The 22161-nt window shown below is 67.3% G+C and carries 23 protein-coding genes; 12 read left to right on the forward strand and 11 right to left on the reverse strand.

What is annotated here, in order from left to right:
• Positions 1–10: 10 nt before the first annotated feature.
• The 5 genes from WJ35_RS25440 to WJ35_RS25460 all read left to right on the forward strand — a co-directional run bounded on the left by WJ35_RS25440 (position 11) and on the right by WJ35_RS25460 (position 4095).
• Positions 11–1081, forward strand: a complete 1071-nt coding sequence (locus tag WJ35_RS25440; RefSeq protein ID WP_059952506.1) for an ABC transporter permease — start codon at positions 11–13, stop codon at positions 1079–1081.
• 75 nt (positions 1082–1156) lie between these two features.
• Positions 1157–2071, forward strand: coding sequence for a nickel transporter permease (nikC, locus tag WJ35_RS25445; RefSeq protein WP_060236629.1), 915 nt, complete (start codon positions 1157–1159; stop codon positions 2069–2071).
• Positions 2061–2945: an ABC transporter ATP-binding protein gene (locus tag WJ35_RS25450; RefSeq protein WP_060236631.1), complete on the forward strand. Its 885-nt coding sequence runs from the start codon at positions 2061–2063 to the stop codon at positions 2943–2945. The genes nikC and WJ35_RS25450 overlap by 11 nt, the downstream gene beginning before the upstream one ends.
• The gene (locus tag WJ35_RS25455; protein WP_069240287.1) at positions 2942–3703 is read left to right on the forward strand and encodes an ABC transporter ATP-binding protein; all 762 of its coding nucleotides are present in this window, start codon (positions 2942–2944) and stop codon (positions 3701–3703) included. The genes WJ35_RS25450 and WJ35_RS25455 overlap by 4 nt, the downstream gene beginning before the upstream one ends.
• A 137-nt stretch (positions 3704–3840) precedes the next feature.
• Entirely contained in the window at positions 3841–4095 is a 255-nt protein-coding gene (locus WJ35_RS25460; RefSeq protein ID WP_010089594.1) for a GlsB/YeaQ/YmgE family stress response membrane protein, read from the forward strand.
• A gap of 147 nt (positions 4096–4242) precedes the next feature.
• On the opposite strand, the gene WJ35_RS25465 is transcribed toward WJ35_RS25460, so the two are convergent.
• On the reverse strand, positions 4243–5139 hold the full coding sequence (locus WJ35_RS25465; RefSeq protein WP_011882396.1) for a LysR family transcriptional regulator: 897 nt from the start codon (positions 5137–5139) through the stop codon (positions 4243–4245).
• A 117-nt stretch (positions 5140–5256) separates the two neighbouring features.
• Between WJ35_RS25465 and WJ35_RS25470 the strand changes: the two genes are divergently transcribed.
• From WJ35_RS25470 to WJ35_RS25480, 3 genes are all read left to right on the forward strand, one after another.
• Positions 5257–6192 (forward strand): NmrA family NAD(P)-binding protein, encoded by a 936-nt coding sequence (locus tag WJ35_RS25470; protein ID WP_059464068.1) that lies wholly within the window; start codon positions 5257–5259, stop codon positions 6190–6192.
• Between the two features lie 336 nt (positions 6193–6528).
• Positions 6529–6837, forward strand: a complete 309-nt coding sequence (locus WJ35_RS25475) for a hypothetical protein (RefSeq protein ID WP_011882398.1) — start codon at positions 6529–6531, stop codon at positions 6835–6837.
• Between the two features lie 359 nt (positions 6838–7196).
• Positions 7197–7532, forward strand: coding sequence for a hypothetical protein (locus WJ35_RS25480; RefSeq protein WP_069240288.1), 336 nt, complete (start codon positions 7197–7199; stop codon positions 7530–7532).
• 25 nt (positions 7533–7557) lie between these two features.
• Here the strand turns inward: WJ35_RS25480 and WJ35_RS25485 are convergent, their stop codons facing one another.
• The 3 genes from WJ35_RS25485 to WJ35_RS25495 all read right to left on the reverse strand — a co-directional run bounded on the left by WJ35_RS25485 (position 7558) and on the right by WJ35_RS25495 (position 10425).
• The gene (locus tag WJ35_RS25485; protein WP_059706989.1) at positions 7558–8430 is read right to left on the reverse strand and encodes a LysR substrate-binding domain-containing protein; all 873 of its coding nucleotides are present in this window, start codon (positions 8428–8430) and stop codon (positions 7558–7560) included.
• A 133-nt stretch (positions 8431–8563) separates the two neighbouring features.
• The gene (gene bla / locus WJ35_RS25490) at positions 8564–9460 is read right to left on the reverse strand and encodes a class A beta-lactamase (protein ID WP_060236643.1); all 897 of its coding nucleotides are present in this window, start codon (positions 9458–9460) and stop codon (positions 8564–8566) included.
• Positions 9461–9603: 143 nt separating this feature from the next.
• On the reverse strand, positions 9604–10425 hold the full coding sequence (locus tag WJ35_RS25495; protein WP_060236645.1) for a peptidoglycan DD-metalloendopeptidase family protein: 822 nt from the start codon (positions 10423–10425) through the stop codon (positions 9604–9606).
• 468 nt (positions 10426–10893) lie between these two features.
• On the opposite strand from WJ35_RS25495, the gene WJ35_RS25500 reads away from it, so the two are divergent.
• Both WJ35_RS25500 and WJ35_RS25505 read left to right on the forward strand, forming a co-directional pair.
• On the forward strand, positions 10894–11790 hold the full coding sequence (locus WJ35_RS25500; RefSeq protein WP_069240289.1) for a LysR substrate-binding domain-containing protein: 897 nt from the start codon (positions 10894–10896) through the stop codon (positions 11788–11790).
• 53 nt (positions 11791–11843) lie between these two features.
• Positions 11844–12230, forward strand: a complete 387-nt coding sequence (locus WJ35_RS25505) for an ester cyclase (protein WP_046426362.1) — start codon at positions 11844–11846, stop codon at positions 12228–12230.
• A gap of 55 nt (positions 12231–12285) precedes the next feature.
• On the opposite strand, the gene WJ35_RS25510 is transcribed toward WJ35_RS25505, so the two are convergent.
• Positions 12286–13458 carry a porin gene (locus WJ35_RS25510; protein WP_069240290.1) on the reverse strand — a complete coding sequence of 391 codons (1173 nt, stop codon included), beginning with the start codon at positions 13456–13458 and terminating at the stop codon, positions 12286–12288.
• A gap of 342 nt (positions 13459–13800) precedes the next feature.
• Here WJ35_RS25510 and WJ35_RS25515 point away from each other — a divergent pair, with 342 nt between their 5' ends.
• Positions 13801–14940: an OpgC domain-containing protein gene (locus WJ35_RS25515; protein ID WP_069240291.1), complete on the forward strand. Its 1140-nt coding sequence runs from the start codon at positions 13801–13803 to the stop codon at positions 14938–14940.
• A gap of 64 nt (positions 14941–15004) precedes the next feature.
• On the forward strand, positions 15005–15886 hold the full coding sequence (locus WJ35_RS25520) for an alpha/beta hydrolase (protein ID WP_069240292.1): 882 nt from the start codon (positions 15005–15007) through the stop codon (positions 15884–15886).
• Between the two features lie 89 nt (positions 15887–15975).
• Here WJ35_RS25520 and WJ35_RS25525 read toward each other — a convergent pair whose 3' ends face one another.
• From WJ35_RS25525 to tssF, 6 genes are all read right to left on the reverse strand, one after another.
• Positions 15976–16308, reverse strand: coding sequence for a cupin domain-containing protein (locus WJ35_RS25525; protein ID WP_069240293.1), 333 nt, complete (start codon positions 16306–16308; stop codon positions 15976–15978).
• A gap of 69 nt (positions 16309–16377) precedes the next feature.
• Positions 16378–17856 (reverse strand): sensor domain-containing diguanylate cyclase, encoded by a 1479-nt coding sequence (locus tag WJ35_RS25530; RefSeq protein ID WP_069240294.1) that lies wholly within the window; start codon positions 17854–17856, stop codon positions 16378–16380.
• A 311-nt stretch (positions 17857–18167) separates the two neighbouring features.
• Positions 18168–18437: a PAAR domain-containing protein gene (locus WJ35_RS30755; protein WP_224056530.1), complete on the reverse strand. Its 270-nt coding sequence runs from the start codon at positions 18435–18437 to the stop codon at positions 18168–18170.
• A gap of 128 nt (positions 18438–18565) precedes the next feature.
• Entirely contained in the window at positions 18566–19207 is a 642-nt protein-coding gene (tssJ, locus tag WJ35_RS25535; RefSeq protein WP_069240295.1) for a type VI secretion system lipoprotein TssJ, read from the reverse strand.
• A 46-nt stretch (positions 19208–19253) separates the two neighbouring features.
• On the reverse strand, positions 19254–20234 hold the full coding sequence (gene tssG, locus WJ35_RS25540; protein ID WP_069240634.1) for a type VI secretion system baseplate subunit TssG: 981 nt from the start codon (positions 20232–20234) through the stop codon (positions 19254–19256).
• 98 nt (positions 20235–20332) lie between these two features.
• The gene (tssF, locus tag WJ35_RS25545) at positions 20333–22147 is read right to left on the reverse strand and encodes a type VI secretion system baseplate subunit TssF (protein WP_060235350.1); all 1815 of its coding nucleotides are present in this window, start codon (positions 22145–22147) and stop codon (positions 20333–20335) included.
• Between the last annotated feature and the right edge of the window lie 14 nt (positions 22148–22161).

Below are 22161 nucleotides of genomic sequence, written 5' to 3' on the forward strand. Positions count from 1 at the left end.
CACTCGCCGCATGTCGACCCCCGCCTCCTCCCTCGAATCCCTCCGCACGCTCCCCGCGCGGCGCCCCGGCGTGCGCTGGGCGCTGCGCGTGCTGCGCTGGGCGCTCACGCTCGCCGTCACGTTCGCCGGGCTGCTCGCGCTGACGTTCGTGATCGGCCGCAAGGTGCCGATCGACCCCGTGCTCGCGATCCTCGGCGATCGCGCGTCGGCCGACGCATATGCGGCCGAACGCATCGCGCTCGGGCTCGACAAGCCGCTCGCGACGCAATTCCTGATCTACGCGCGCGACGTGCTGCACGGCAATCTCGGCATGTCGCTGCTGACGGCGAATCCCGTGCTCGACGACATCAAGCGCGTGTTTCCGGCCACGCTCGAACTCGCGACGCTCGCGACGCTGATCGGCATCGCGATCGGCGTGCCGCTCGGCGTCGCGGCCGCGGTGAAGCACAACCGGCCGATCGATCACGTCGCGCGCTTCGTCGGGCTGATCGGCAGCTCGGTGCCCGTGTTCTGGCTCGGCCTGATGGGCCTGCTGCTGTTCTATGCGCGGCTGCACTGGGTCGCGGGGCCCGGCCGGCTCGACCCTGTATTCGACGGGATGGTCGACACGCGCACCGGCAGCCTGCTGATCGATGCGGCACTCGCCGGCGAATGGGACGTGTTCCGCAACGCGCTGTCGCACATCGCGCTGCCGGCGGCGATCCTCGGCTATTACTCGGTCGCCTACCTGAGCCGGATGACGCGCTCGTTCATGCTCGACCAGCTCGGCCAGGAATACATCGTCACCGCGCGCGCGAAGGGATTGTCCGAAGCCCGCGTAATCTGGCGCCACGCGTTCGGCAACATCGCGGTGCCGCTCCTGACCGTGATCGCGCTCACCTACAGCAACCTGCTCGAAGGCTCGGTGCTGACGGAGATCGTATTCGCGTGGCCGGGGCTCGGCTCGTACCTGACGGGCGCGCTGCTCAACGCCGACATGAACGCCGTGCTCGGCGCGACGCTCGTGATCGGCGCGATGTTCATCACCGTCAACCTGCTGACCGACGCGCTGTACCGCGTGTTCGATCCGCGCGCGCGTTGAGGACCGTTACCTCATGACCGCTTCACTGTTCGTTGTTCCTACGCTTCTCGCCCACGCGCCGACCGGAGGCCGCCGATGAACGCCGCACGCGTCACGCTGCGCGCGTGGCTGCTCTGCGACGCGCCGGCCTCGCGCTCGCAGGCCGCGCTCGGCCTCGCATACCGCCGCTGGCACCGCTTCGCCGCGAATCCGCTCAACCTGTTCGGGCTCGCGGTCCTCGTCGCGCTGCTCGCCGTCGCGATCGTCGCCCCGCTGATCGCGCCGCACGACCCGCTGCGCCAGGTGCTCGCCGACCGGCTGCTGCCGCCCGGCTCGCCGTCGCACTGGCTCGGCACCGACCAGCTCGGCCGCGACATCCTCTCGCGGCTGATCGGCGGGTCGCGCCTGACGCTCGGCATCGCGCTGCTGGTCGTCGCGATCGTCGTGCCGATCGGCCTCGCGATCGGCACGACGGCCGGCTATTGCGGCGGGTTCGTCGACAGCGTGCTGATGCGCATCACCGATGTCGCGCTCGCGTTCCCGAAGATCGTGCTCGCGCTCGCATTCGCGGCCGCGCTCGGGCCCGGCGTGATCAACGCGGTCGTCGCGATCTCGATCACCGCGTGGCCCGCGTATGCGCGGCTCGCGCGCGCCGAGACGATCCGCATCGCGCAGGCCGACTACATCCATGCCGCGCGGCTGCAGGGCGCGTCCGGCCCGCGCATCCTGCTGCGCTACATCGTGCCGCTGTGCATGTCGTCGGTGATCGTGCGCGCGACGCTCGACATGGCGGGCATCATCCTGACCGTCGCGGGCCTCGGCTTCCTCGGCCTCGGCGCGCAGCCGCCGAGCCCGGAATGGGGCTTCATGGTCGCGTCGGGGCGCAACGTGCTGCTCGACGCATGGTGGGTCGCGACGCTGCCCGGCGCGGCGATCCTGCTCGTGAGCCTCGCGTTCAACCTGCTCGGCGACGGGCTGCGCGACGTCTTCGATCCGCGACATGGAGCGTGACATGACGACGAATCTCGACTCCACGCCGCTGTGCGAAATCAACGGCCTGCGGATCGGCTTTCGCGGCCACGACGGCGCCGTCACCGACGCCGTGCGCGACCTGTCGCTGACGCTCGCGCCGGGCGAGCGGCTCGGCATCGTCGGCGAATCGGGCTCCGGCAAGTCGCTGACGGGCCGCGCATTGCTCGGCCTGTTGCCCGAGGCCGCGCGCTGGTCGGCGCGCACGCTGCGCTTCGCGGGCCACGACCTGCTCGCGATGGCGCCGCGCGAACGCCGGCGGCTGTGCGGCAGCCAGATGGGGATGATCCTTCAGGATCCGAAGTATTCGCTGAACCCGGTGATGACGGTCGCGAAGCAGATGGGCGAGGCGTTCCGGCTGCGCGAGCCGGAGCTGCGCGGCCGCGCGCTGCGCGAGCGGATCGTCGACGCGCTCGCGGCCGTGCAGATCCGCGACCCGGCGCGCGTGGCCGATGCGTATCCGCACGAGCTGTCGGGCGGCATGGGGCAGCGCGTGATGATCGCGATGATGGTGTCGACCGGCCCGCGCCTGCTGATCGCCGACGAGCCGACCTCGGCGCTCGACGTCGCGGTGTCGATGCAGGTGCTCGCGGTGCTCGACGCGATGATCGCGCGGCACGGCACCGGCCTGATGTTCATCAGCCACGACCTGCCGCTCGTGATGTCGTTCTGCGACCGCGTCGCGGTGATGGTCGCGGGGCGCGTCGTCGAGACCTGCGCGGCGCGCGACCTGCGCCACGCGACGCATCCGTATACGCGCGGCCTGCTCGCGGCGACCCCGCCGCTCGCGAACCCGCCCGACGAACTGCCGGTGCTGCAGCGCGACCCGGCCTGGCTCACTGAGGCTGCCCGATGATCGACGTCGATCACGCATCAATCCGTTTCCCGACCCGCACGGGTCACGTCGACGCCGTGCGCGACGCGAGCTTCGCGGTGCGCGAAGGCGAGGTGTTCGGGCTCGTCGGAGAATCCGGCTCCGGCAAGTCGACGCTGCTGCGCGCGCTGACGGGCCTCGTGCCGGTGGCGTCCGGCAGCCTGTCGATCGACGGCCGGCCGGTCGGCGGCAAGCTCGACCGCGCGTTCCGCCGCCAGGTGCAGATGGTGTTCCAGGACCCGTACGCGTCGCTGCATCCGCGCTTCACGGTCGACCAGACACTGCGCGAGCCGCTGTCGATCCATGGGATCGGCGACGCCGATGCGCGGATCGCGCGCGCGCTCGCCGAAGTCGGGCTCGGGCCCGCGTTTCGCTTCCGCTACCCGCATCAACTGTCGGGCGGCCAGCGGCAACGCGTCGCGATCGCCCGCGCGCTGATCGTCGAGCCGCGCGTGCTGCTGCTCGACGAGCCGACCTCCGCGCTCGACGTGTCGGTGCAGGCCGAGATCCTGAACCTGCTGCGCCGCCTGCATCGCGAGCGGCGCCTCACGATGATCCTCGTCAGCCACAACCTCGCGGTGGTCGGCTTCCTGTGCCAGCGCGTCGCGGTGATGCAGCACGGCGAGATCGTCGAGCAGTTGTCGGTCGAGCACGTGCGCGCCGGGCAGGTCACGCGCGACTACACGCGCACGCTGCTGCGCGCGACCGAGGGCTATCGCCGGATCGATCCGGTGGCCTGACACGCGCGCGACGCATGGGCGTGCAATGCTCGGCACCCCGCGCGCCGGTGCATCGGTGTGCCGAGCAATGGAACCTGCGCAGCGCGCGCTGGTCCATTGCTGTTCGTCAACAACTCAATGGCAACAGGGAGGCGTTCATGCTGCAATTCGTCGAAACCCTGGTGGTCGGGTTCATCATCGGCCTGCTCGCACGCGCGCTCAAGCCGGGCAACGACACGATGGGCGTCGTGATGACGACCGTCGTCGGCGTCGTCGGCTCGCTGATCGCCGGCTACGTCGGCCACCTCGCCGGCTGGTATGCGCCTGGCCAGGGTGCAGGCTGGATCGCGTCGATCATCGGCGCGATCGTGCTGCTGGTGATCGTCGGTGCGGTGCGCAAGCGCGCGGGCTGAGCGAAGCTGCGGTAGCACGAGGCGGCCGCCCGGAATGGGCGGCCGTTTTTTTGGGTTCTTCGTGGAGTGCAGAAGAGGCACGTCGGTGATCGGCCAGTTCAATTGCCTGTATCGATTGCCTGGCGCTCGCCTGGTACACCCCAGCCGCTAGACGCGCGAGGACGTTAGCCCGACTGTCTCGAGGTGACCAACAAGGGCATCGATGAAAACGCGGACCTTTGCCGACATACTGCGGTGAGTCGGATACAGCGCGTGAAGCTCGATGGGTTCTCGTCTCAATGACGGAAGCACCCGCACCAAGGTACCTGCCCTCAAGGCGGGAGCAGCGAGGTAGCTTGGAAGAAAACCAATCCCGCCCCCGCCTTCAAGCACGATCTTCTGCGCAGCCGCATCAGGAATAATTGCGCTACCACGCGGCCGTATGGTCAATTCCGCCTGGCCATCCTGAAACACCCAGCTCGTGGGCGCCTCTCGAACGACGAGCCGATGTCCATGAAGCTCGCTTGCCGCCATCGGCGCGCCCGACCGCGACAGGTAGGATGGACTTGCGCACAGCCACAATTCGACCGGCGGCAGCCTGCGTGCGACGAGCGACGAGTCGGGAAGTGTACCGACGCGCACCGCTACGTCGATACCTTCGCGCGCGATGTCGACGTAGTTCGAGTCCGTCGTCAGCTCGACGGTGAGCGCCGGATAGCGGTCGAGAAACTCGGGCAGCATGGGCGCAACGAGCCCCTGTGCGAACGATTGCGTCGTGTTGATGCGTAGCAGCCCGCGCGGTTCCCCCGCGTAGCCATCGATGATCGCCTGCGCTTCCTGCAGGTCGTGAACTGCCCGCGACGCGTAGGGCAGCAGCAGTTTTCCCGCATCGGTCAGCCGGAAGTGTCGGGTGGACCGGTCGAAGAGCGCCGATCCAATCTCCGTCTCCAACCGGACGAGTGCCCGGCTTACGGACGATTTGGGCGACTTCAGCGTGCGTGCCGTGCCTGAAAGGCTTCCGCTATCGGCTAAGCGAAGAAATATGATGAGGTCGGCCTGGTCCATTTCGTGTCGTTTTCCGGAACGCGGAGTCTCGATTCAGCCATCTTATATTCAAATTCGGCACGACCTAGACTTCTCCTCGACGCCGTCCACCGAGCGTCGTGACGAACCGAGGGAGTCATGGACAATACACACACGAGCTGTTTGGTCGTCGGCGCCGCCGGCAATCTTGGGCACCGAATCATCGATGCGTTACTTCGCACGCGACCCGCCGGTGAGATCCGCGCGGGAGTGCGCGGCGGTTCAGCAGGTAAACACGGCAATCGTGCAAGGCAGTGGCTTGCGAACGGCGTAACCGTCGTCAATACCGACCTGGACGACCCGCTCAGCCTCGAGCAAGCCTGTGCCGGCGTCGATACCGTTATTTCGGCAGTTCAGGGTGGCCCCGACATCATCGTCGATGGCCAGGCCCGTTTGCTCGAGGCAGCGCTCGCGGCAGGCGTCCGGCGATTGGTCCCGTCGGACTTCTCCGAGAACCTGTTCTCGATTCCGGAAGGCATCAACCCTTACCTCGACATGCGGCGGACCTTCGATCGCAAGGTCGTGCCGAGCGGCATCGGCCACACCCACATCCTGAACGGTGGCTTCATGGAGGCCGTGTTCTCCAACCCCGGTCTGATCGACGCCAAAGCGGGCACGATCGCTTACTGGGGCGACGACGAGGTGCCCCTCGATTTCACGTCCATGAACGACGTTGCAGCCTGGACCGTGGCTGCCGTCGAGGATCCGGCGGCGGCTAACAGGATAGTGTCCGTGGCAGGCGACTGCCGCACCATTGCCCAGATCGCAGCGGACTATGCAGCAGCGACCGGCAAGGAGCTTCATCGGGTGCGTCGAGGCTCGATCGCGGACGGCTATGCCGAGCTACGGCGAATGGCGAAGGCCGGTGCTCATCCGATGGCAATGCTGCCGCTCCAGTATCTGCTGCCGATGATGTCGGGCGAAGGCACCTTGCGCGACATCGCAAATGACCAATATCCGACCGTGCGGCCGACATCGCTCCTGGACTTCATGAAACGTCACTACGAAGGCGCACGCACGAAATTCGACAGCTAAACTTGCAAGTTAGACTGTCGTGATCTATGCTTTTCGCAAGGCCGCGCTCGGGAGCGCCGCCTTGCGCTGGAAGGTGCCGCCTCTGACCTGACGTTGGCGGTCGGCCAGTTTTCTTGCACCGGTCGTGGTTCATCGATTCCGGCGAACCGAATCTGTCGCGCTCCAGCGGGCTTGCCCGCCTGGACCGCGAGAGCCTTCCTCGCAGATGTCGATCGAGACAGTTCGAGCCTCACGACGTCGCGACCCGGGCTGCTGCCAATCCTTTCGGCTGCCGACTCGGCGATTCCGCGCGTCCCTATCCATTCATGCGTTTCACTCCCTTCGAAAGGACGAGTCATGAGCTTCGTTTCAGCCTTCTTTGCAGGTGCCTTCTTGTGCAACGCGATGCCGCACCTGACTGCCGGTCTGCGCGGCGAAGTTTTTCCGTCTCCGTTTTCGCAGCCGCCCGGAAAGGGGCCATCGTCGCCGCTCGTCAATGTCCTTTGGGGCTTTCTGAACGCACTGATCGGCTTGGCGCTGCTGCTCCAGCATCCGTTCCCGCCCGGGGTGAACGTTGATAGCGCGGCGATGCTCGCCGGCGTGCTGGTCATAGGTGTCTTCTCATCGGTTCACTTCGGCCGTGTACGCCGCGAAGGCTTGTTTTGAGCGTGCACGACGTCGGCACGCGAGTGCCCACCTGCGCAATTGACCAACGGCGACCACGACGAACCCATTGTTGGTACTGCGATTCACACGATCGCCGTTGGTTGACTCCCCAACGATTGGCCGGCAAACCGCCGTTCCTTCCACAGCGCTGCATGCGCCATCCGTACTACCCCGAGTTGCAGTAGTACAAGTTCGAGATAGATTGATCACCGGAACCCGACGTCCCTTGCGTGCCGTCGTCTCCCCGTTCTCACTCAAGAGGTTCGATGAACTTGCCGTTTACGCACTTAGCTTCGCAGCGTTGACGGACTGCCATTCGAGCGGCCTCGCTGCGACGCGCTTCTACCCTGGAGCCTGTCATGAAGCATCGCCGTGCTACCGCCTCGTTCGCCCTCGCTGCCGCGCTTCTGGTTTCATCGTCTTCCTTCGCGGCCGGCGCGTCCGGCATAGTTCGCTTCAGCGGCATGATCGTCGAGCCGCCCTGTTCGTTCACGGTTGACAGCGCCGATGCGCAGCATGCGCGCATGCGTCCCGATTGCCCGCGCCCGGCCACCGGCCAAGTCGCGTTCGTCGACGCGGCCACGCTGCGCACGGTCGCCACCACGTCGTTCTCCCAGGGTTCGCGCACGATCGTCGTCCCCGAGCGCGCCGGCACCGCCCATGCGCCGCTGATCGCCGTCGTCACCTACCAGTAGGAAGCGTCGCCCGATACTGCGCGCGTCAGTCGCGATGGCGCGCGATCCAGTCGCTGAATGCGCGGATTTTCTGCTGGCTGCCGGCGCTCTCGGGATAGACGAAGAAATAACGTGCGCCGGTTTCGAGCACGACGTCGAACGGCCGTTCGAGCCGGCGCGCGCTGACGTCGTCGTCGACGAGCGTCACGTCGCCGATCGCGACGCCGAAGCCCTCCATCGCCGCGTTCGTCGCGAGATCGAGCGTGTCGAAGCTCGGCCCGCGATCGGCATCGACCGTGCGCACGCCGGCGTGGTCGAGCCACGCGCGCCAGTCGCGATGGTCGCGCGTCGGGTGCAGCAGCGTGTGGCGCGCGAGATCGCCGATCTCGGCGAGCGGCGCCGTTTGCCGCAGTCCGGGCGCGCAGACGGGCGTGAGCCGCTCATCGAACAGCGGCAGCGCGCAAACGTCCGCGCCCGGCGACGTGCCGTAGACGATCGCCGCATCGAACGGCTCGGTCGCAAAGTCGACGTCATGCTGCCACGCGGTCGTGATCTGCACGTGCAGATCGGGATGCTCGCCCTGGAAACGCATGATGCGCGGGAGTATCCAGCGCATCACGCAGGTCGGCACCTTCAGCGCGAGATCGGTGCGCTGCCGCGTGAGCTTCATCGAGATGTCCTCGATCCGCGCGAAGCTCTCGTTGACGACCGGCAGCAGCTGCTCGCCTTCCGCCGTCAGCGTCAAGCCCTTCGCATGCCGCTTGAACAGCGGGAAGCCGTAATGCGCCTCGAGCGTCTGAATCTGCCGGCTCACCGCACCCTGCGTGATGCAAAGCTGCTCGGCCGCGCGCGTGAAGCTGCGGTGACGAGCGACGGTCGAGAAGATCTGCAGCGCGTGCAAGGGCGGAAGTCGGCGCATGGCGAGGCGAAGTGAGCGGACGGAGCGCGCGCCGCCTTCGGCGCGCGCAGACCGACACGATAAGCGAAACGCCGGTTTCGCGCGAGGCGGCGCCCCGGGCTGTCGGATAGCGGTGAATCGGGCAGCGGTGAAATCAGCCGGCGGCAAGCGCGGCGGCCGCGATGCGCGCCGCCTCGGCGACGACGTCCGCGCGCGGCGCCGCATCGGCGCCCGGCTGCGTGAACGACACCGCGATGACGAGCGGCGCATGCGACGGCGGCCACAGCACGGCGACATCGGTCGTCGTGCCGTAGCCGCCCGTCCCGGTCTTGCCCGCGACGCGCCAGTCGGACGGCACGCCCGCGCGAATGCCCTTGACGCCGTTCGCACTGCCGAGCAGCCACTTCGTCAGTTGCGCGCGCTCCGGTGCGCCGAGCGTATCGCCGAGCAGCAGCCGGCGCATCGTTTCGGCCATCGCCAGCGGCGTCGACGTATCGCGCTCGTCGTCGGGCCGCGCCGTGTTCAGCTCGGGCTCCCAGCGATCGAGGCGGAACAGCGTATCGCCGCTGGCGTGCGCGAACTCCGTGACCGTCTGCGGGCCGCCCAGCACGCTCATCAGCAGGTTCGCCGCGGACTTGTCGCCGGATTGCAGCATCGCTTCGCACAGCTGCCCGATCGTCATGCCGGTATCCGCATGCCGCTCCGTGATGGGCGAGCCGGGCGCGAGCTCGTAGCGCCGATACAGGATGCGACGCGGCAGCAGCGATGCGTCGAGCGCGCTGCGCGCGAGCATCGCTGCGGCGGCAACGACCGCGAAGGTGCCGCAGAGCGGGAAGCGTTCGCGCGAGCGGTGCGCGATCCGCGCGCCGGTCGCGGTGTCCAGCGCGGCGACGCCGAGCCGGCCGTTCGACGCTTGTTCGAGCGCGTCGAGCTGCGACTGCGCGGCACGCAGGTGTTCATGATCGCCGACGGGGGCCGGCGCGCACGCGGCGACGAACGGCGCGGCGACGGCGGCAAGCAGCAGCGAGCGGCGTGACGGAGAGTGATCCATGGATGGCGGGTCGACTGCTTATCGGTGGCGGCCTGTCGGGACGAGCATTCACGCTTGCGCGAACCGCCGCGCGCGTGCTCGTGCGCTGGCGACAAGCGTAGCAGCGACCGCGCGCGCATTCCAGCGGCAGCCGTGCGCCGCGCTCAGCCTTGCGTCGACGGCAGGTACGGCAGCGGGTTGACCGGCTTGCCGTCGCGCCGCACCTCGAACAGCAGCGCGACGCGCGAATTGTCGAGATCGCCCATCTCGGCAATCTCGTCGCCCTGGCGAACGACGTCGCCCGTCTTCACGAGCAGCTTGCGGTTGTGCGCGTAGGCGGTCAGGAAGTCCGCGTTGTGCTGGACGATGATCAGGCTGCCGTAGCCGTTCAGGCCGACGCCGGCATACATCACGCGGCCGGCGGCGGCCGCGCGCACCGGGTCGCCGGGCTGGCCGGCGATCTGGATCCCGCGGTTCTGGCCGGGCCTGAACGATTCGATGACGCTGCCGCGCGCGGGCCACGACAGCGCGACGCCGCTCGCATGCCGTTTCATGTCCTTGACGACCTGGCGATCATTCGCCGACAGCGCGGCCGGCGGGCTCGACGCCGCCCCGCTCGCAGCCGCCGCGGCCGGCGCCTGCGGCGCTTGCTGCTTCACGATGCGCAGCGCCTGTCCGGCCCGCAGCCGGCTGTGCGCGCCGAGCCTGTTCCACGTGCGCAGGTCGGCCACGCTGCAGCCGTTCGCCGACGCGATGCGCGACAGCGTGTCGCCGCGTTTGACGATATAGCGATGCGCAACCAGGATCGGGGCTGCCGGCGGCGCGGACGCGGCGGCGGCCTCCGCCGGGGCCGCATTCTGCGCCGACGCGCCCGCGAGCGTATCGCTCGGCGGCACCGGCGGCGTGCTGGCGCAGCCGGCCATGACGAAGACGGCGCCCAGGGCCGACAGCCATGCCGTCCTGACGTTGATCTCGCGCTGTTTCATGGTCGACACGACTCCGGTTTGACAATCTTTGAAGCATCTCAAAAACGGCGCGGCCGACGTGTAACCGGTTGCAAACATTGATGACAAACGATCACGGAGCGAGCGGCGGCGCAGACTCGATACCGGTAATACGGTCAAATCGGGAAAAACTTGACGCCTGGCGACAGGATTCGCGCAAAAAATTCCGGCGTCACCTCAACCATTCGGCCAGGTCGGAACAGGCGAGCGCGACGCCGACGCACAGAAAGAACAGGTGCAGCGCGATCTTGAACGCCACGCCCCACGACGGATCGACATGCATGACGGGTCTCCTCGGGTTGATGTGCGGGCATGTTCCGGCAATGTTCGCGCCCCGAAAATGCGGAACCGGCGAAGCCTGCCTCAGGCAATGCCTGAGCCCGCGCCCGCCGTTCCTGCTACCTTATCGACGAACCCAACGCGGCAAACCCAACGACATCCGTCCCCATCATGCGCTTCGACCTGACCGACCTGCGGCTTTTCCTGCACATCTGCGAGGCGGGCAGCATCACGGGCGGCGCGGAACGCACGCACATCACGCTGCAGGCCGCGAGCGAGCGCATCCGCGGCATGGAGGACGAGCTCGGCGTGCCGCTGCTGCACCGGACCAAGTCGGGCACGCAGGTCACCGACGCCGGACGCGCGCTCGAGCATCATGCGCGCACCGTGCTGCAGCAGATCGACCACATGCGCGGCGAGCTGCAGCAATACGGCCGGGGGCTGCGCGGCCATATCCGGCTGCTGTGCAACACCGCGTCGCTCAGCGAGTACCTGCCGGACGCGCTGGCCGAGTATCTGCCGCATCATCCGAAGCTGTCGATCAGCGTCGAGGAGCGGTCGAGCCAGGACATCGTGCACGCGGTCCGCAACAAGACGGCGGACGTCGGCATCGTCGCCGATTCGGTCGGCCTCGGCGGGCTCGAGCAGAAGCCGTTTCGCGAGGACTGGCTGATCGCCGTCGTGCCGGCCGGCCATCCGCTCGCCGCGCGCGACAAGGTCGCGTTCGACGAAATCGTCGATGCGGATTTCATCGGCCTCACCGACGGCAGCGCGCTGCAGGTGCATCTCGCCGATCAGGCCAGGGCGCTCGGCAAGCGGATGCGCTATCGCGTGCAGTTGAAGAGCTTCGATGCGATCTGCCGGGTGATCGAGAGCGGCGTGGGGATCGGGATCGTGTCACGGCATGCGGCGTCGCGGGCGATGCAGACGATGGATGTGCGGATGGTCGAGCTGTCCGATGCGTGGAGCCATCGGAAGCTCACGCTGTGCGCGCGGTCGTTCGATGCGTTGCCGAAGTACACGCGGGCGTTCGTATCGTTTCTGTCGAACGACACGCCGCCGCGCTGAGCGACGCGCGGCCATCGAAGCAACCGGAGGACATACGAGGAGGCATTGCCATCATGACCGAATCCGACCTCGCGATCCGCTATCGCGCATACATCGACTGCCTGAACCGTCAGGATTGGGCGGCGCTGGGCGACTACGTCGCCGACAACGTGATCCACAACGATCGGCCGCTGGGCCTGGCCGGCTACCGCGCGATGCTGGAGCAGGATTTCCGCGACATCCCGGACCTGCGTTTCGAGATCCGGCTGCTCGTGTGCGAGCCGCCGCGCATCGCGGCGCGGCTGCGCTTCGCGTGTGCGCCGCGCGGCACGTTCATGGGGCTGGCCGTCGACGGCAGGCGCGTGACCTTCGCCGAAAACGTCTTCTACGAGTTCGACGACGGCAGGATCCGGCAGGTCTGGTCGGTCATCGACAAGGCCGCGATCGAAGCGCAGCTGTGATGGTCGCGCGCCGCCGCGGGCGCAGCGGCGGCCGGCGCTGCACTGCGCTGCCCGCTCAGAACTTGTGGCGAATCGCCGCGCGCACGGCGAACTGGTTCGGCGACGACGACGGGCCGTCGGTGCCGACCACGTAGCCGCCGTCGGCGGCCGTGCCGGTCCGGTCGCCGGCGACCTTCTGCCACGCGCCCTGCAGATACACGTCGGTGCGCTTCGACAGGCTGTAGTCGGCCATCAGGCCCACGGTGTGGTACTTCGGCTTGATCGAGCCGGTCGCGGCGTCGAACTTGCCGTCCGTGTACACGTACTGCGCGCCGACGAAGAAATCAGACGTCAGCTGGTACTTGCCGTTGATCTCGAAGTTCTGGAACTTGGTCGCGGTCAGGCCAAGGCCCGAGAACGTCGCCGTCGGCAGATAGACGGTCGACACCGGGTTCTTCACGTCGGTCTTCGTGTAGACGAAGCCGACGGTCGCCGGGCCGAACGTGTAGTTGATGCCGCCGCCGAAGATGCGCAGGCGGTCGGCGACGAAGTTCGCGTCGTCGGCCGCGATCGCGCCCGCATTGCCGTTGCCCGGGCTGTTCGCCTGCAGGTAGGCCGCGGCGACCTGCAGGCCGGCCAGCGAATACTGCGCGCCGATGCTGTACTGGCGGTTGGTCGAGAAGCCGGTGCTGTTGCTGAAGCTGTAGGTGCCGCCGACCTGCAGCCCGTTCCAGTCCGGGCTCGCGTACTTCACCGTGTTGTTGACGCGGAACGAGTTGTCGGTGTTGTCGTTGTCGAACGGATGCGAGAACAGCGTGCCGCCCCAGTTGCCGTTCGCGGTCAGCGGCGCGAGATAGTCGACGAGCGCATCGTACTGGCGGCCGAACGTCAGCGTGCCGAAGCGCGACTCGGACAGGCCGACGTACGCCTGGCGGCCGAACATGCGGCCGCCCTGGCCGAGCCGGCCGTTGTTCACGTCGAAGCCGCTTTCCAGCACGAAGACCGCCTTCAGCCCGCCGCCCAGGTCTTCCGAGCCGCGCAGCCCCCAGCGGCTGCCCTGCGCATAGCCGCTCGCGAGCTGGTAGTTGGTCTTGCCGACGCCGTTCACGCGGACATTGTTCGTATAGTTGAAGCCCTCGTCGATCAGGCCGTACAGCGTCACGCTGTTCTGCGCGAACGCCGGCGCAGTGAAGGCAGTGAAGGCGGCAAAGGCGGCGAGCGCGGCGGCGGAAATGACGTGCTTCTTCATGGCGAATCTCCAGAACCGGATGGCCGGGCGCACCCTCGAGGCGCTCCGGCGTGAGTCTTGTATGGCCCGCTCGGCGGGCGGCGCGGAGTGGCACGCCGCGCAATGTCCAAAATGGTGTCACGTCGGAAACCAATCGTCTACCGGGGAGCGGCTCCCCTTCGGCAAGCGTTGCGCCCTTCCAACTGGCCCCATTGTGCCGATTGCCGGGCAAGCCTTGCGGGCCGCGGGCGGCGACTATGCCATTCGCGTAAACCCGAAAAATGTCGCATCGATGGCACAATGCGCATCTGTTTGTCACATTTCCTCACGAATTCATGCTTGACCCCGATTCATGCGCGGCGTGTGCCTGCCGCGCACGCGGCGGACGCCGGGAGCCGGGCCGATGAGCGCCGCCCCGCCAAGCCCGGCCGCTACGCCGAACTCGATTTCTTCCGCGGACTCGTCCTGCTCGTCATCGTCATCGACCACATCGGCGGCAGCATCCTGTCGCGCGTCACGCTGCACGCGTACGCGCTGTGCGATGCCGCCGAGGTCTTCGTGTTCCTCGGCGGCTTCGCGACCGCGATCGCGTACAACTCGCTCGCCGAGCGCCACGACGAGGCCGCCGCGCGCCAGCGCTTCATCCGGCGCGCGTTCGAGATCTATCGCGCGTTCCTCGTCACGGCCGGCCTGATGCTGCTGATCACCGCCGCGCTGAGCGCGCTGGCGATCGACGGCCCGAACATGCCGACCAACGATCTCGACGGGCTGATCCAGAAGCCGCTCGCCGCGCTGCGCGACATCCTGCTGTTCCGGCGCCAGCCGTACCTGGCGTCGGTGCTGCCGATGTATGCGTTCTTCGCGCTGCTCGCCCCGCTCGCGCTGCCGCTCGCGCGCACCCAGCCGTGGCTGCTGCTCGCGTTCAGCACGTCGCTGTGGTTCGCCGCGCCGCACGCCGCCGGCTACCTGCCGACCGTCGAAGGCACGCCGTGGGACTTCAATCCGTTCGCGTGGCAGTTCCTGTTCGTGCTCGGCGTGATCTCGCGCTGCCAGCCGGTCTACCAGACGCTCGCGCCGAAACCGCAGGGCTGGCTGCTGACGGCCGCGTCGCTCGCGATCGTCGCCGCGGGCGCCTATTACCGGCTGCGCATCGAGCCGTTCCCGACCGATCCGTCGATCAAGCAGAACCTCGGCGCGCTGCGGCTCGTGAACTTCCTCGCGATCGCGTGGCTCGCGGCCAAGCTCGTGCACCTCGGCTGGATGAAGAAGGTCGCGCACGCGATGCCGTGGATCGGCACGATCGGCCGCCAGGGCCTGCTGAGCTTCGTCGCCGGCACCGCCATCTCGCTCGCGGTCGATTCGCTGCTGTACCAGGCGACCGACGGCTACCTCGACGTGCCGCTCGGGCTGACCGCCGACGTCGTCGCGATGGGCCTGCTGTATCTCGTCGCCAAGCTCTACGCGCCGCTGACGTCGCGGCTGCCGTTCCGCGCGCGGCGCTAAACCTCCGCACGGCCGTCATCCGCCGCTGCTACGATAGGCGGCGACACTCCTGAACCCGCTCGACATGCGCCGATTTCTCCTCCTGCTTGCCGCCGCGCTGACCATCGGCTTCGCCGACTCCGCCGAAGCCACCCCTTCCGCCCAGGCGGCCCAGGCCGCCCCGATCAACGACGACGGCAGCGTCGTGATGCGCACGTTCCGTTCGGCGTCGCTGCAGCGCGACTGGTCGTACACGGTCTACCTGCCGCCCCGCTACAACCCGGAAGGCGCGCGCTACCCGGTGCTGTACCTGCTGCACGGCAATGCGGGCAACGCGAACGACTGGATCACGCAGGGCCGGCTGCAGGTCACCGCGGACTCGCTGATCGAGCGGCACGACATCCCGCCGGTCGTGATCGTGATGCCGCAAGGCGGCACCGACTGGTACGTCGACCGCAAGGAGCGGATGCAGAGCGCGTTCCTCAACGACCTGCTGCCGGACGTCGAGGCGCATTTCGCGGTGTCGAACCAGCGCGCGGGCCGCGCGATCGGCGGCGTGTCGATGGGGGGCTTCGGCGCGCTGCGCTTCACGCTGCTCGAGCCGGGCCTGTTCTGCGGCGCGATGCTGCTGAGCCCGGCCATCTATGCGAACGAGCCGCCGCTGAACTCGGCGGCACGCTATGTGGGCGTGTTCGGCGACAAGCAGTTCGACTCGCGCGTCTGGCACGAGCTGAATTACCCGGCGCTGCTGCGCGGCTACTTCGCGCGGAACTGGCGCGTGCCGATGTTCATCGCCGTCGGCGACGACGACCTGTCGATCCAGGCCGAATCGAGCGTGCTGTATACGCAGCTGCGCCGCGCGCAGAACCCGGCCGAGCTGCGCATCGTCGACGGCGGCCATACGTGGGACGTGTGGCGCGGGCTGCTCGGCCAGGGGCTGAGATACGTGCTCGAATGCGTGAGGTAAGGACGCGGGATCTTGCGCGGGCCGCCCGGCATCGGCGCTGGCACCGGTGGGTGCAGTCACGGGCCGATCGCTTGCGGCAGACCTGCGCGTCAGCGTTCGTGATAGACGGCGAGCCATACGGACGGCTCGTCCGGATGCGTCCATGCGACCCGATGACGACAGTGCGGTTCGATCAGCAGGTAGTCGCCGGCGCGCATCTCGAGCCGCGACCCATCGGCTTCGAACTCGAGCACCGCCGCGCCGGACAGCAACGCCACCCATTCGGCGCGCGGATCGTCGTACCAGAACCCCGCGGGACTCGCGTGACCCATCGATACGATTCGCTCGATATCGACGCGCGCGCCGTGAACCAGCACGTCGACCTGCTCGTCGCTGCCGCGGCTTGCTTCGGGACTGAACAGGTTGCCGGTGTGAAGTTGCATCGTCTGATCCTCGTGTTCGCCCTTGGGTCAAGGCGGTTGACGCTCACTGTAGCCCACTGTCGCGCAGCGTCATGTCGACGGCCGGAACGCCGCAACCTTGTTTCGCCCGGTCGCATTCGCGCGGTATAGCGCCCGATCCGCGGCCTTGATCATGTTGTCGGCTTCCTCATCGCGCTCGGGCGTCCAGCTGGCCAGGCCGATGCTTGCGGTCACGTGCCCATGCTCGCTGCCGACGTGTTCGAGCGCCAGCTCGTCGATTGCCGCGCGAATGCGCTCGGCGATCCGCGCGGCGCCCGGCTCGGGCGTGTCGGGCAACAGCACGACGAACTCCTCGCCGCCGTAGCGGGCTGCGCTGTCGACCGGCCGGCGAATGTTGTCGCCGATGCAGCGCGCCACCGCCGCGAGCGCGTCGTCGCCGGCCTGATGACCATAGGTGTCGTTATAGGCCTTGAAACGGTCGACGTCGACGAACAACAGCGAGAACACCGAGCGCGCGCGCCGTGCGCGACGCCATTCGCGCTCCAGGACTTCCGCGAAGCTGCGGCGATTGCCGAGGCCGGTGAGACCGTCGGTGCGCGCGAGCAGCACGAGTTCCGATTCCGCGCGCATCCGATGCCGCAGCTGCGCGCCGAGCATCACCGACACCGCGATGAACGCCGCACCGAACGTTGCGACCAGCGCGCCGATCGTCGCGGCGCGGTGCCGCCACGCCGCGTAGATGTCCTGCTCCGCTTCGGCGACCATCACGATCAGCGGCAGCTTCGGCAGATGCCTGAAGTAGTACAGACGGCGCACGCCGTCGAGCGACGATTTTTCCGAGAACACGCCGTCGCGCGCGGCCTGGAAGCGCCCGAAGGTTGCCCCGCGGCTGACGTCGCGGCCGATGGTTTGCGCATCGTATGGCTGACGCATCACCATGACGCCGTCGTCGCGGATCAGCGACATCGAGCCGTGCTGTCCGAGCGACAGGCCGGCAAACAGCTGGTGGAAGTATTCGAGGTTCAGTGCGATGAGGACGACGCCGGCAAACGAGCCGTCCGGATTCGAGATCCGCCGCGTGAGGCCGATGCTCAGCGCGCCGCCGCGCAGCCGCGACGCGAACGGATCGCTGACATAGAGCCCGACATCCGGATGGTCGCGGTGGACGGTGAAGTACTTGCGATCGGCAAAATTGCCGCGGCGCGGCACGTCGGTAGCCGAATCGAGGACGATGTTACCGTCGGCATCGAGCACCAGCATCGAGCCGAGAAAGCGCGCGGTCATCGCGTTGTCGAACAGCACTGCGCGGCGCACGCTCGGCGGCGCATTCATCACGTCGGGACGCTTCAGGCCGTCGATGACGGCCTGCAGCGACAGGTCGTAGAGCTCGAAGTTGCGTTGGATGTCGCGCTCGACGATCAGGCCGAGGTTGCGCGACGTTTCGCTTGCCCGCTCGAGCGCGTCGGTGCGGCTCTGGAACAGTTGCAGCACGCACAGGCCCATGAGCACGCAGGCAACCGCGATGCCGATCACGACGATGGTTATGGGAGCCGCCGGCCTCGACTGCATGTGTCTCCTTTGCGACGGAACGGGTGCGTACGCGCATGCCTCGATTACTTCATACTAAAAAAGGTGCGGGCGCAGATCAAGCGGCGGAGTTAGTTGGTGCGTGGGCGAGGGTTGCGCGTTGGGGCCGGCGCCGGTTGTATTTTTTTCACGCGGATCGAAAATCGTTCAAGTGCGTGAAGCGGGCGATCTGTGCGGGGTGGGCGGGTAAGCGTTGAACTTCGGGGGGCTGATGCAGATCGGTTTCGATGGCGTTTGGTGCACCCATGCCTACCGGGGCCGCATATGACTAAGTGAGACTCCCGGCCGCCAGGCTATTCGCCGTAGTACGACGTCGACCGGGCAATGACGCGATTTTCGCCGGGCGGACATGCGCACATGACGATGTCGCCGTCGAGTACACCGTGTGTATTGCCTACACCCCACGTTTTCGCCGTACCGAAAATCGACCCGGTCTGGCCGCAACGGCCGCAGGACGCTCGGCCCATGTGATAAGCATAGGGTTGTCCGTGGTCCAGATCGGACTCGTCACCATCGAGCACGTGACCGCCCGTTGTCGTTGCATTGCCTTTCAGCGCCATCATTTTGTGCATTTCCCGCTACCTCCGATTTTTCCAAGCCCAGTCATCTGCTATCCGGCCGATCCAGGATCATTCGGTAGCCCGATACACCGCATCTCGTTGCGCCGCTCAAGATCGAATAGCGTAATTGCTCAACCCTCATCCTGCGTACCGGGCTGCACCGACGCTTTCGGCTTCGGCGCCGGCGCGCTCTGCTGCGGCGCCGATCGCACGATCGGCCGGTCCTTCGCGTCGACCAGCACAAGCGTGTTGTCGCGCACTTCGACCTTGACCGGATCGGTCTGCTTCCATTGCTTTTTCGGCACGGCCAGCTTCCAGACCGCACGCTCACCCGGCTCGCGGAAGAACGCCACGACACCCACCACCTGCGCATCCGGGTGCATCGGTTCGCTCACGCTGGCATTCGCACCGGGGCGAAGCACCACATCCTTGGTGGCGAGCAGATCGGCCTTGAGCGCGTCCAGGTCATGGGTCTGCAACCGGGTGTAGTCGAGCTGGTCGAAGGTTTTCGCGTCCTTCAACTGGTAGAGCCTCACGACCGTCGACAAAGGCTGTCCAGCGGCATTTGCGTTCAACGACGACCGGGCGACGAGGTCCACATTCATCGTCTTCACCTGCGTCGTGAAGACCCATTTCGCCGCGCCCACCGTGCTGTCCTTCACGGCTTGCCCGACGCCGCAGCCGGCGGTCGCAACGACCACCACGGTGGCCACTGCACCGGCCAGGCTTCGTCCAATCGGTATCCTTAAAATGTTCATCTGATTGTTGTCCATGTTTCGAGTTCTGCGTCGCGTTGTGCCAGCGATTCGTACTGCGGGCTTATGCGGCTTCCGTCGCGCCGCGCCAGCGGCCCAGCTGCACCCGTGTCACGCGAGTGGGTCCGTGCCCTACCGCAGGCGGCGACCCGAGCTGCGTGGTCAGACCCAGCTTCGCCTGACCGGACGCCAGCAACGGCTCGGGCATCAGGTCCGGGTGCACCTGCATCTCCAGCAGCGCTTCGCTTTCGTAGCCGAGGTAGAAGCGCAGCAACGCGGTGATCTGGCGGTAAGCCGGTTGTCCCGGCACGAGCGCCGCGACTGCGTCGCGCGTGTGCGGCGTGAACACGATACGCAGTGTGTTCGCTCGATCGCGGAACCCGCGTCCGAGCAAGCATTGCTCGCCGAGCGCCGCCGGTTCGAAGTCGCTGACGGTACGCCACACCGGATAAAACTCCTCGACCGCAATGGCGGCGTCCGGAATCGCGGGGCTCAGCACGCCGGCGAGCCCTTCCGCGGTGCGCGTCTTCTGAGCGGCCAGTCCCAGCATCGACAGCAGTGCGCGCGCGCCGACGTCGCGCGGCAGCCCCCAGTCCGGCGCGCGCGTTTCAGGCGAGCGGAACCCCAGTCCGACGAGACTGAGCGCGCCGCGCGAGACGGTATCGAAGCCATCCGGCTGGAAGCCGGCCGGATACCGGTATTTGCGCCAGATCCGGTAGAACTGCGTGGCAATGCGATGGTGAAACAAGTCCAGGAACGCAGACAACGGCTCGGCGCCGTCGCGGTTCTGCGCAACCTCGTCAACGAAATACGCCGGCATGCGGGCATCGACGCCGTACAGGCCGAGGAATGTCGTGCGAACGGCGGGCGGCCTCGCCGGATCGTCGGGATCGCATTCGACCGCATCGATCTCGCGCGCCGGAAATCCCAACTGCGCACGGGACCGGAAGCGAACCGGATCCGTCGCAGGCGAATCGGTGGTACCCAGCGGCGCGGCATCCGTTGCGGCCAGTTCGATCAGCGCGCAGAAACGAAAGAAATTCATCCGGTGCGCCTGATTCAGCAGCGCCGGGAGCAACGTACGGTCCGCCCGGGCCGGCGGCAAAGTCGTCAGACTGCGCTCGGGCGCTTTCGCGGAGTCGTTCAAAACGGCGCTCCTCCACCCTTCGTATCGGGCCATTCGAGGCGCTGGCCGGTCGGCTGCGACACGATCACCAGCTTCGTGTACAGGTTGACCGTCGCGTACAGGCCCAGAAACCGGTTGAGCATGGCGCCGAACAATTCGAGATCGCCGTCGCCTGCAAAGTGCGTGCTGTCGACCGTCGCGGTAATTTCGACGCCGCGCATCAACCCACCCTTCACGAGCTTTTGCAGCGGCCGGTGCCGCACGTCGACGATCGCCTCGATCCGGCGGCGATTCAGCTCGCCGTCGGTCCAGTCGTACAGGGCCAGCGATCCGCGCAGGATTTCCGCATCGAGCAGCGACAGGTAATTCGGCGCCAGATGCGAGAGCACCCGCCACTGGAAGCGATCGGCTGTCGGCGGATAAACCGGTAACGTGGGCGCGGTCACGTTGCGCACCGACGCGATGTTCGTGAATCCTGCCCGCATGCGCGTGATGCTCGCTTCCCGCAACGCCTTGCGCGGCAGCATGCCGTTGGTGCCCGTGACCGACAGCGACAGTGTTTCCTGAGGCAACGCGTGCTCGGTTTCCCACGCATGGCCGCCGAGCACGACCCAGGTATCGAAGCGTCCGGACGGCGCGCGCCGCACGTGCGTGTGGAAATACCGCTCCGGCATCGCATGGCGCAGCATGCCGCCGTGGTGGCGGAATGCTGCGAACGGCACATATTCAAAGCGTCGGCCGCGCTCGATCCCGTGCACCGCGTCGACCGAGTAGATGTCGACCAGCGGCCCATGCTGCTCGCGCGCCCGCACCCGGTATTCGGTCTCGAACTGCGTGACCTTGACCGGATCGGCCTGGACGGGAAACAGGTTGATGATCGGCGTGCAGTACAGCCGCACGTTCTCCGCGGTGAAGCGCATGTTGTCCTGCCACGGCTTCGCCAGCACGATCTCGACGTCGACGTACGGGGCGGATGCGGGAAGCGCCTGGATGTCGAGCCCGAGCAGGTCGACGAACATGAACTTCTCGGGGAACGTGAAATACTCCAGCAGCAACTGATAGCCGCCGAACGCGCTGTCGGCCTTCGGCCACAGGCGCTCGTCACCCGCGAAGCCGGCCGCCTCCATCCGCAGGCCCGGCATCTGCTGCGGCGCGCCGGGACGATCCGCCGGGAAGCCGGGTATGCGTACGTGCATCGCGAGTGGTTTCCCCGTGAGCGCCGCGTGCAGCGCGAGGGCGACGGGACGATCCGCGTCGAGATACAGCCGCAGGCGCGGCACATGCAGTCGCTCGCGCTGGGCCTGCTGCTGGATCGCCAAGCGAAGCCGGATCACGGAACGACCGTCTTCGCGCGCCCATGCCCCCGCGTCGGTGAGGGTCAGCGGATACAGGTCGATCGGTTGTGTGGTGCGGTAGACGCATTCGACGTGCGTGGCCGCCCCTTCGCCGGTGCCCGTCGCGATCGGTCCGGACGTCACCTCGAGCCCGGCCGAGAGCGTCTCATGCTTTTGCAGCACGCCCATGTCCGGCGTGAGTTCGAGGATCGACAGCGACGGAATCATGCGCAGGTAGTGCGGCCAGAGCATGCTGACGAGCCCTTCGGTCAGCTCGGGCAGTTCGTCGTCAAGCTTGTGGCGCAGCCGCCCCATCAGGAACGCGAAGCCTTCAAGCAGCCGCTCAACGTGGGGGTCGCGCTCACCACCGCGGTCCAGCCCCAACTCGCGCGCCCGATCAGGAAACGCGTGGGCAAACTCCCGGCCGGCTTCGCGCAGATAGCGCATCTCCGCTTCGTAATAGCGCAGGATCTCGTTATCCTTGATCGGATTCGTCATTCGGTGTCCTGTTG

This window comes from Burkholderia ubonensis (genome assembly GCF_001718695.1).
GTDB lineage: Bacteria > Pseudomonadota > Gammaproteobacteria > Burkholderiales > Burkholderiaceae > Burkholderia > Burkholderia ubonensis_B.

Excerpts from the sequence above, each read along its gene's own strand:
- WJ35_RS25440 (WP_059952506.1), top strand. The coding sequence starts at position 11 with ATGTCGACCCCCGCCTCCTCCCTCGAATCCCTCCGCACGCTCCCCGCG.
- nikC (WP_060236629.1), top strand. The coding sequence starts at position 1,157 with ATGAACGCCGCACGCGTCACGCTGCGCGCGTGGCTGCTCTGCGACGCG.
- WJ35_RS25450 (WP_060236631.1), top strand. The coding sequence starts at position 2,061 with ATGGAGCGTGACATGACGACGAATCTCGACTCCACGCCGCTGTGCGAA.
- WJ35_RS25455 (WP_069240287.1), top strand. The coding sequence starts at position 2,942 with ATGATCGACGTCGATCACGCATCAATCCGTTTCCCGACCCGCACGGGT.
- WJ35_RS25460 (WP_010089594.1), top strand. The coding sequence starts at position 3,841 with ATGCTGCAATTCGTCGAAACCCTGGTGGTCGGGTTCATCATCGGCCTG.
- WJ35_RS25465 (WP_011882396.1), bottom strand. The coding sequence starts at position 5,139 with ATGGACCAGGCCGACCTCATCATATTTCTTCGCTTAGCCGATAGCGGA.
- WJ35_RS25470 (WP_059464068.1), top strand. The coding sequence starts at position 5,257 with ATGGACAATACACACACGAGCTGTTTGGTCGTCGGCGCCGCCGGCAAT.
- WJ35_RS25475 (WP_011882398.1), top strand. The coding sequence starts at position 6,529 with ATGAGCTTCGTTTCAGCCTTCTTTGCAGGTGCCTTCTTGTGCAACGCG.
- WJ35_RS25480 (WP_069240288.1), top strand. The coding sequence starts at position 7,197 with ATGAAGCATCGCCGTGCTACCGCCTCGTTCGCCCTCGCTGCCGCGCTT.
- WJ35_RS25485 (WP_059706989.1), bottom strand. The coding sequence starts at position 8,430 with ATGCGCCGACTTCCGCCCTTGCACGCGCTGCAGATCTTCTCGACCGTC.
- bla (WP_060236643.1), bottom strand. The coding sequence starts at position 9,460 with ATGGATCACTCTCCGTCACGCCGCTCGCTGCTGCTTGCCGCCGTCGCC.
- WJ35_RS25495 (WP_060236645.1), bottom strand. The coding sequence starts at position 10,425 with ATGAAACAGCGCGAGATCAACGTCAGGACGGCATGGCTGTCGGCCCTG.
- WJ35_RS25500 (WP_069240289.1), top strand. The coding sequence starts at position 10,894 with ATGCGCTTCGACCTGACCGACCTGCGGCTTTTCCTGCACATCTGCGAG.
- WJ35_RS25505 (WP_046426362.1), top strand. The coding sequence starts at position 11,844 with ATGACCGAATCCGACCTCGCGATCCGCTATCGCGCATACATCGACTGC.
- WJ35_RS25510 (WP_069240290.1), bottom strand. The coding sequence starts at position 13,458 with ATGAAGAAGCACGTCATTTCCGCCGCCGCGCTCGCCGCCTTTGCCGCC.
- WJ35_RS25520 (WP_069240292.1), top strand. The coding sequence starts at position 15,005 with ATGCGCCGATTTCTCCTCCTGCTTGCCGCCGCGCTGACCATCGGCTTC.
- WJ35_RS25525 (WP_069240293.1), bottom strand. The coding sequence starts at position 16,308 with ATGCAACTTCACACCGGCAACCTGTTCAGTCCCGAAGCAAGCCGCGGC.
- WJ35_RS25530 (WP_069240294.1), bottom strand. The coding sequence starts at position 17,856 with ATGCAGTCGAGGCCGGCGGCTCCCATAACCATCGTCGTGATCGGCATC.
- WJ35_RS30755 (WP_224056530.1), bottom strand. The coding sequence starts at position 18,437 with ATGATGGCGCTGAAAGGCAATGCAACGACAACGGGCGGTCACGTGCTC.
- tssJ (WP_069240295.1), bottom strand. The coding sequence starts at position 19,207 with ATGGACAACAATCAGATGAACATTTTAAGGATACCGATTGGACGAAGC.
- tssG (WP_069240634.1), bottom strand. The coding sequence starts at position 20,234 with ATGAATTTCTTTCGTTTCTGCGCGCTGATCGAACTGGCCGCAACGGAT.
- tssF (WP_060235350.1), bottom strand. The coding sequence starts at position 22,147 with ATGACGAATCCGATCAAGGATAACGAGATCCTGCGCTATTACGAAGCG.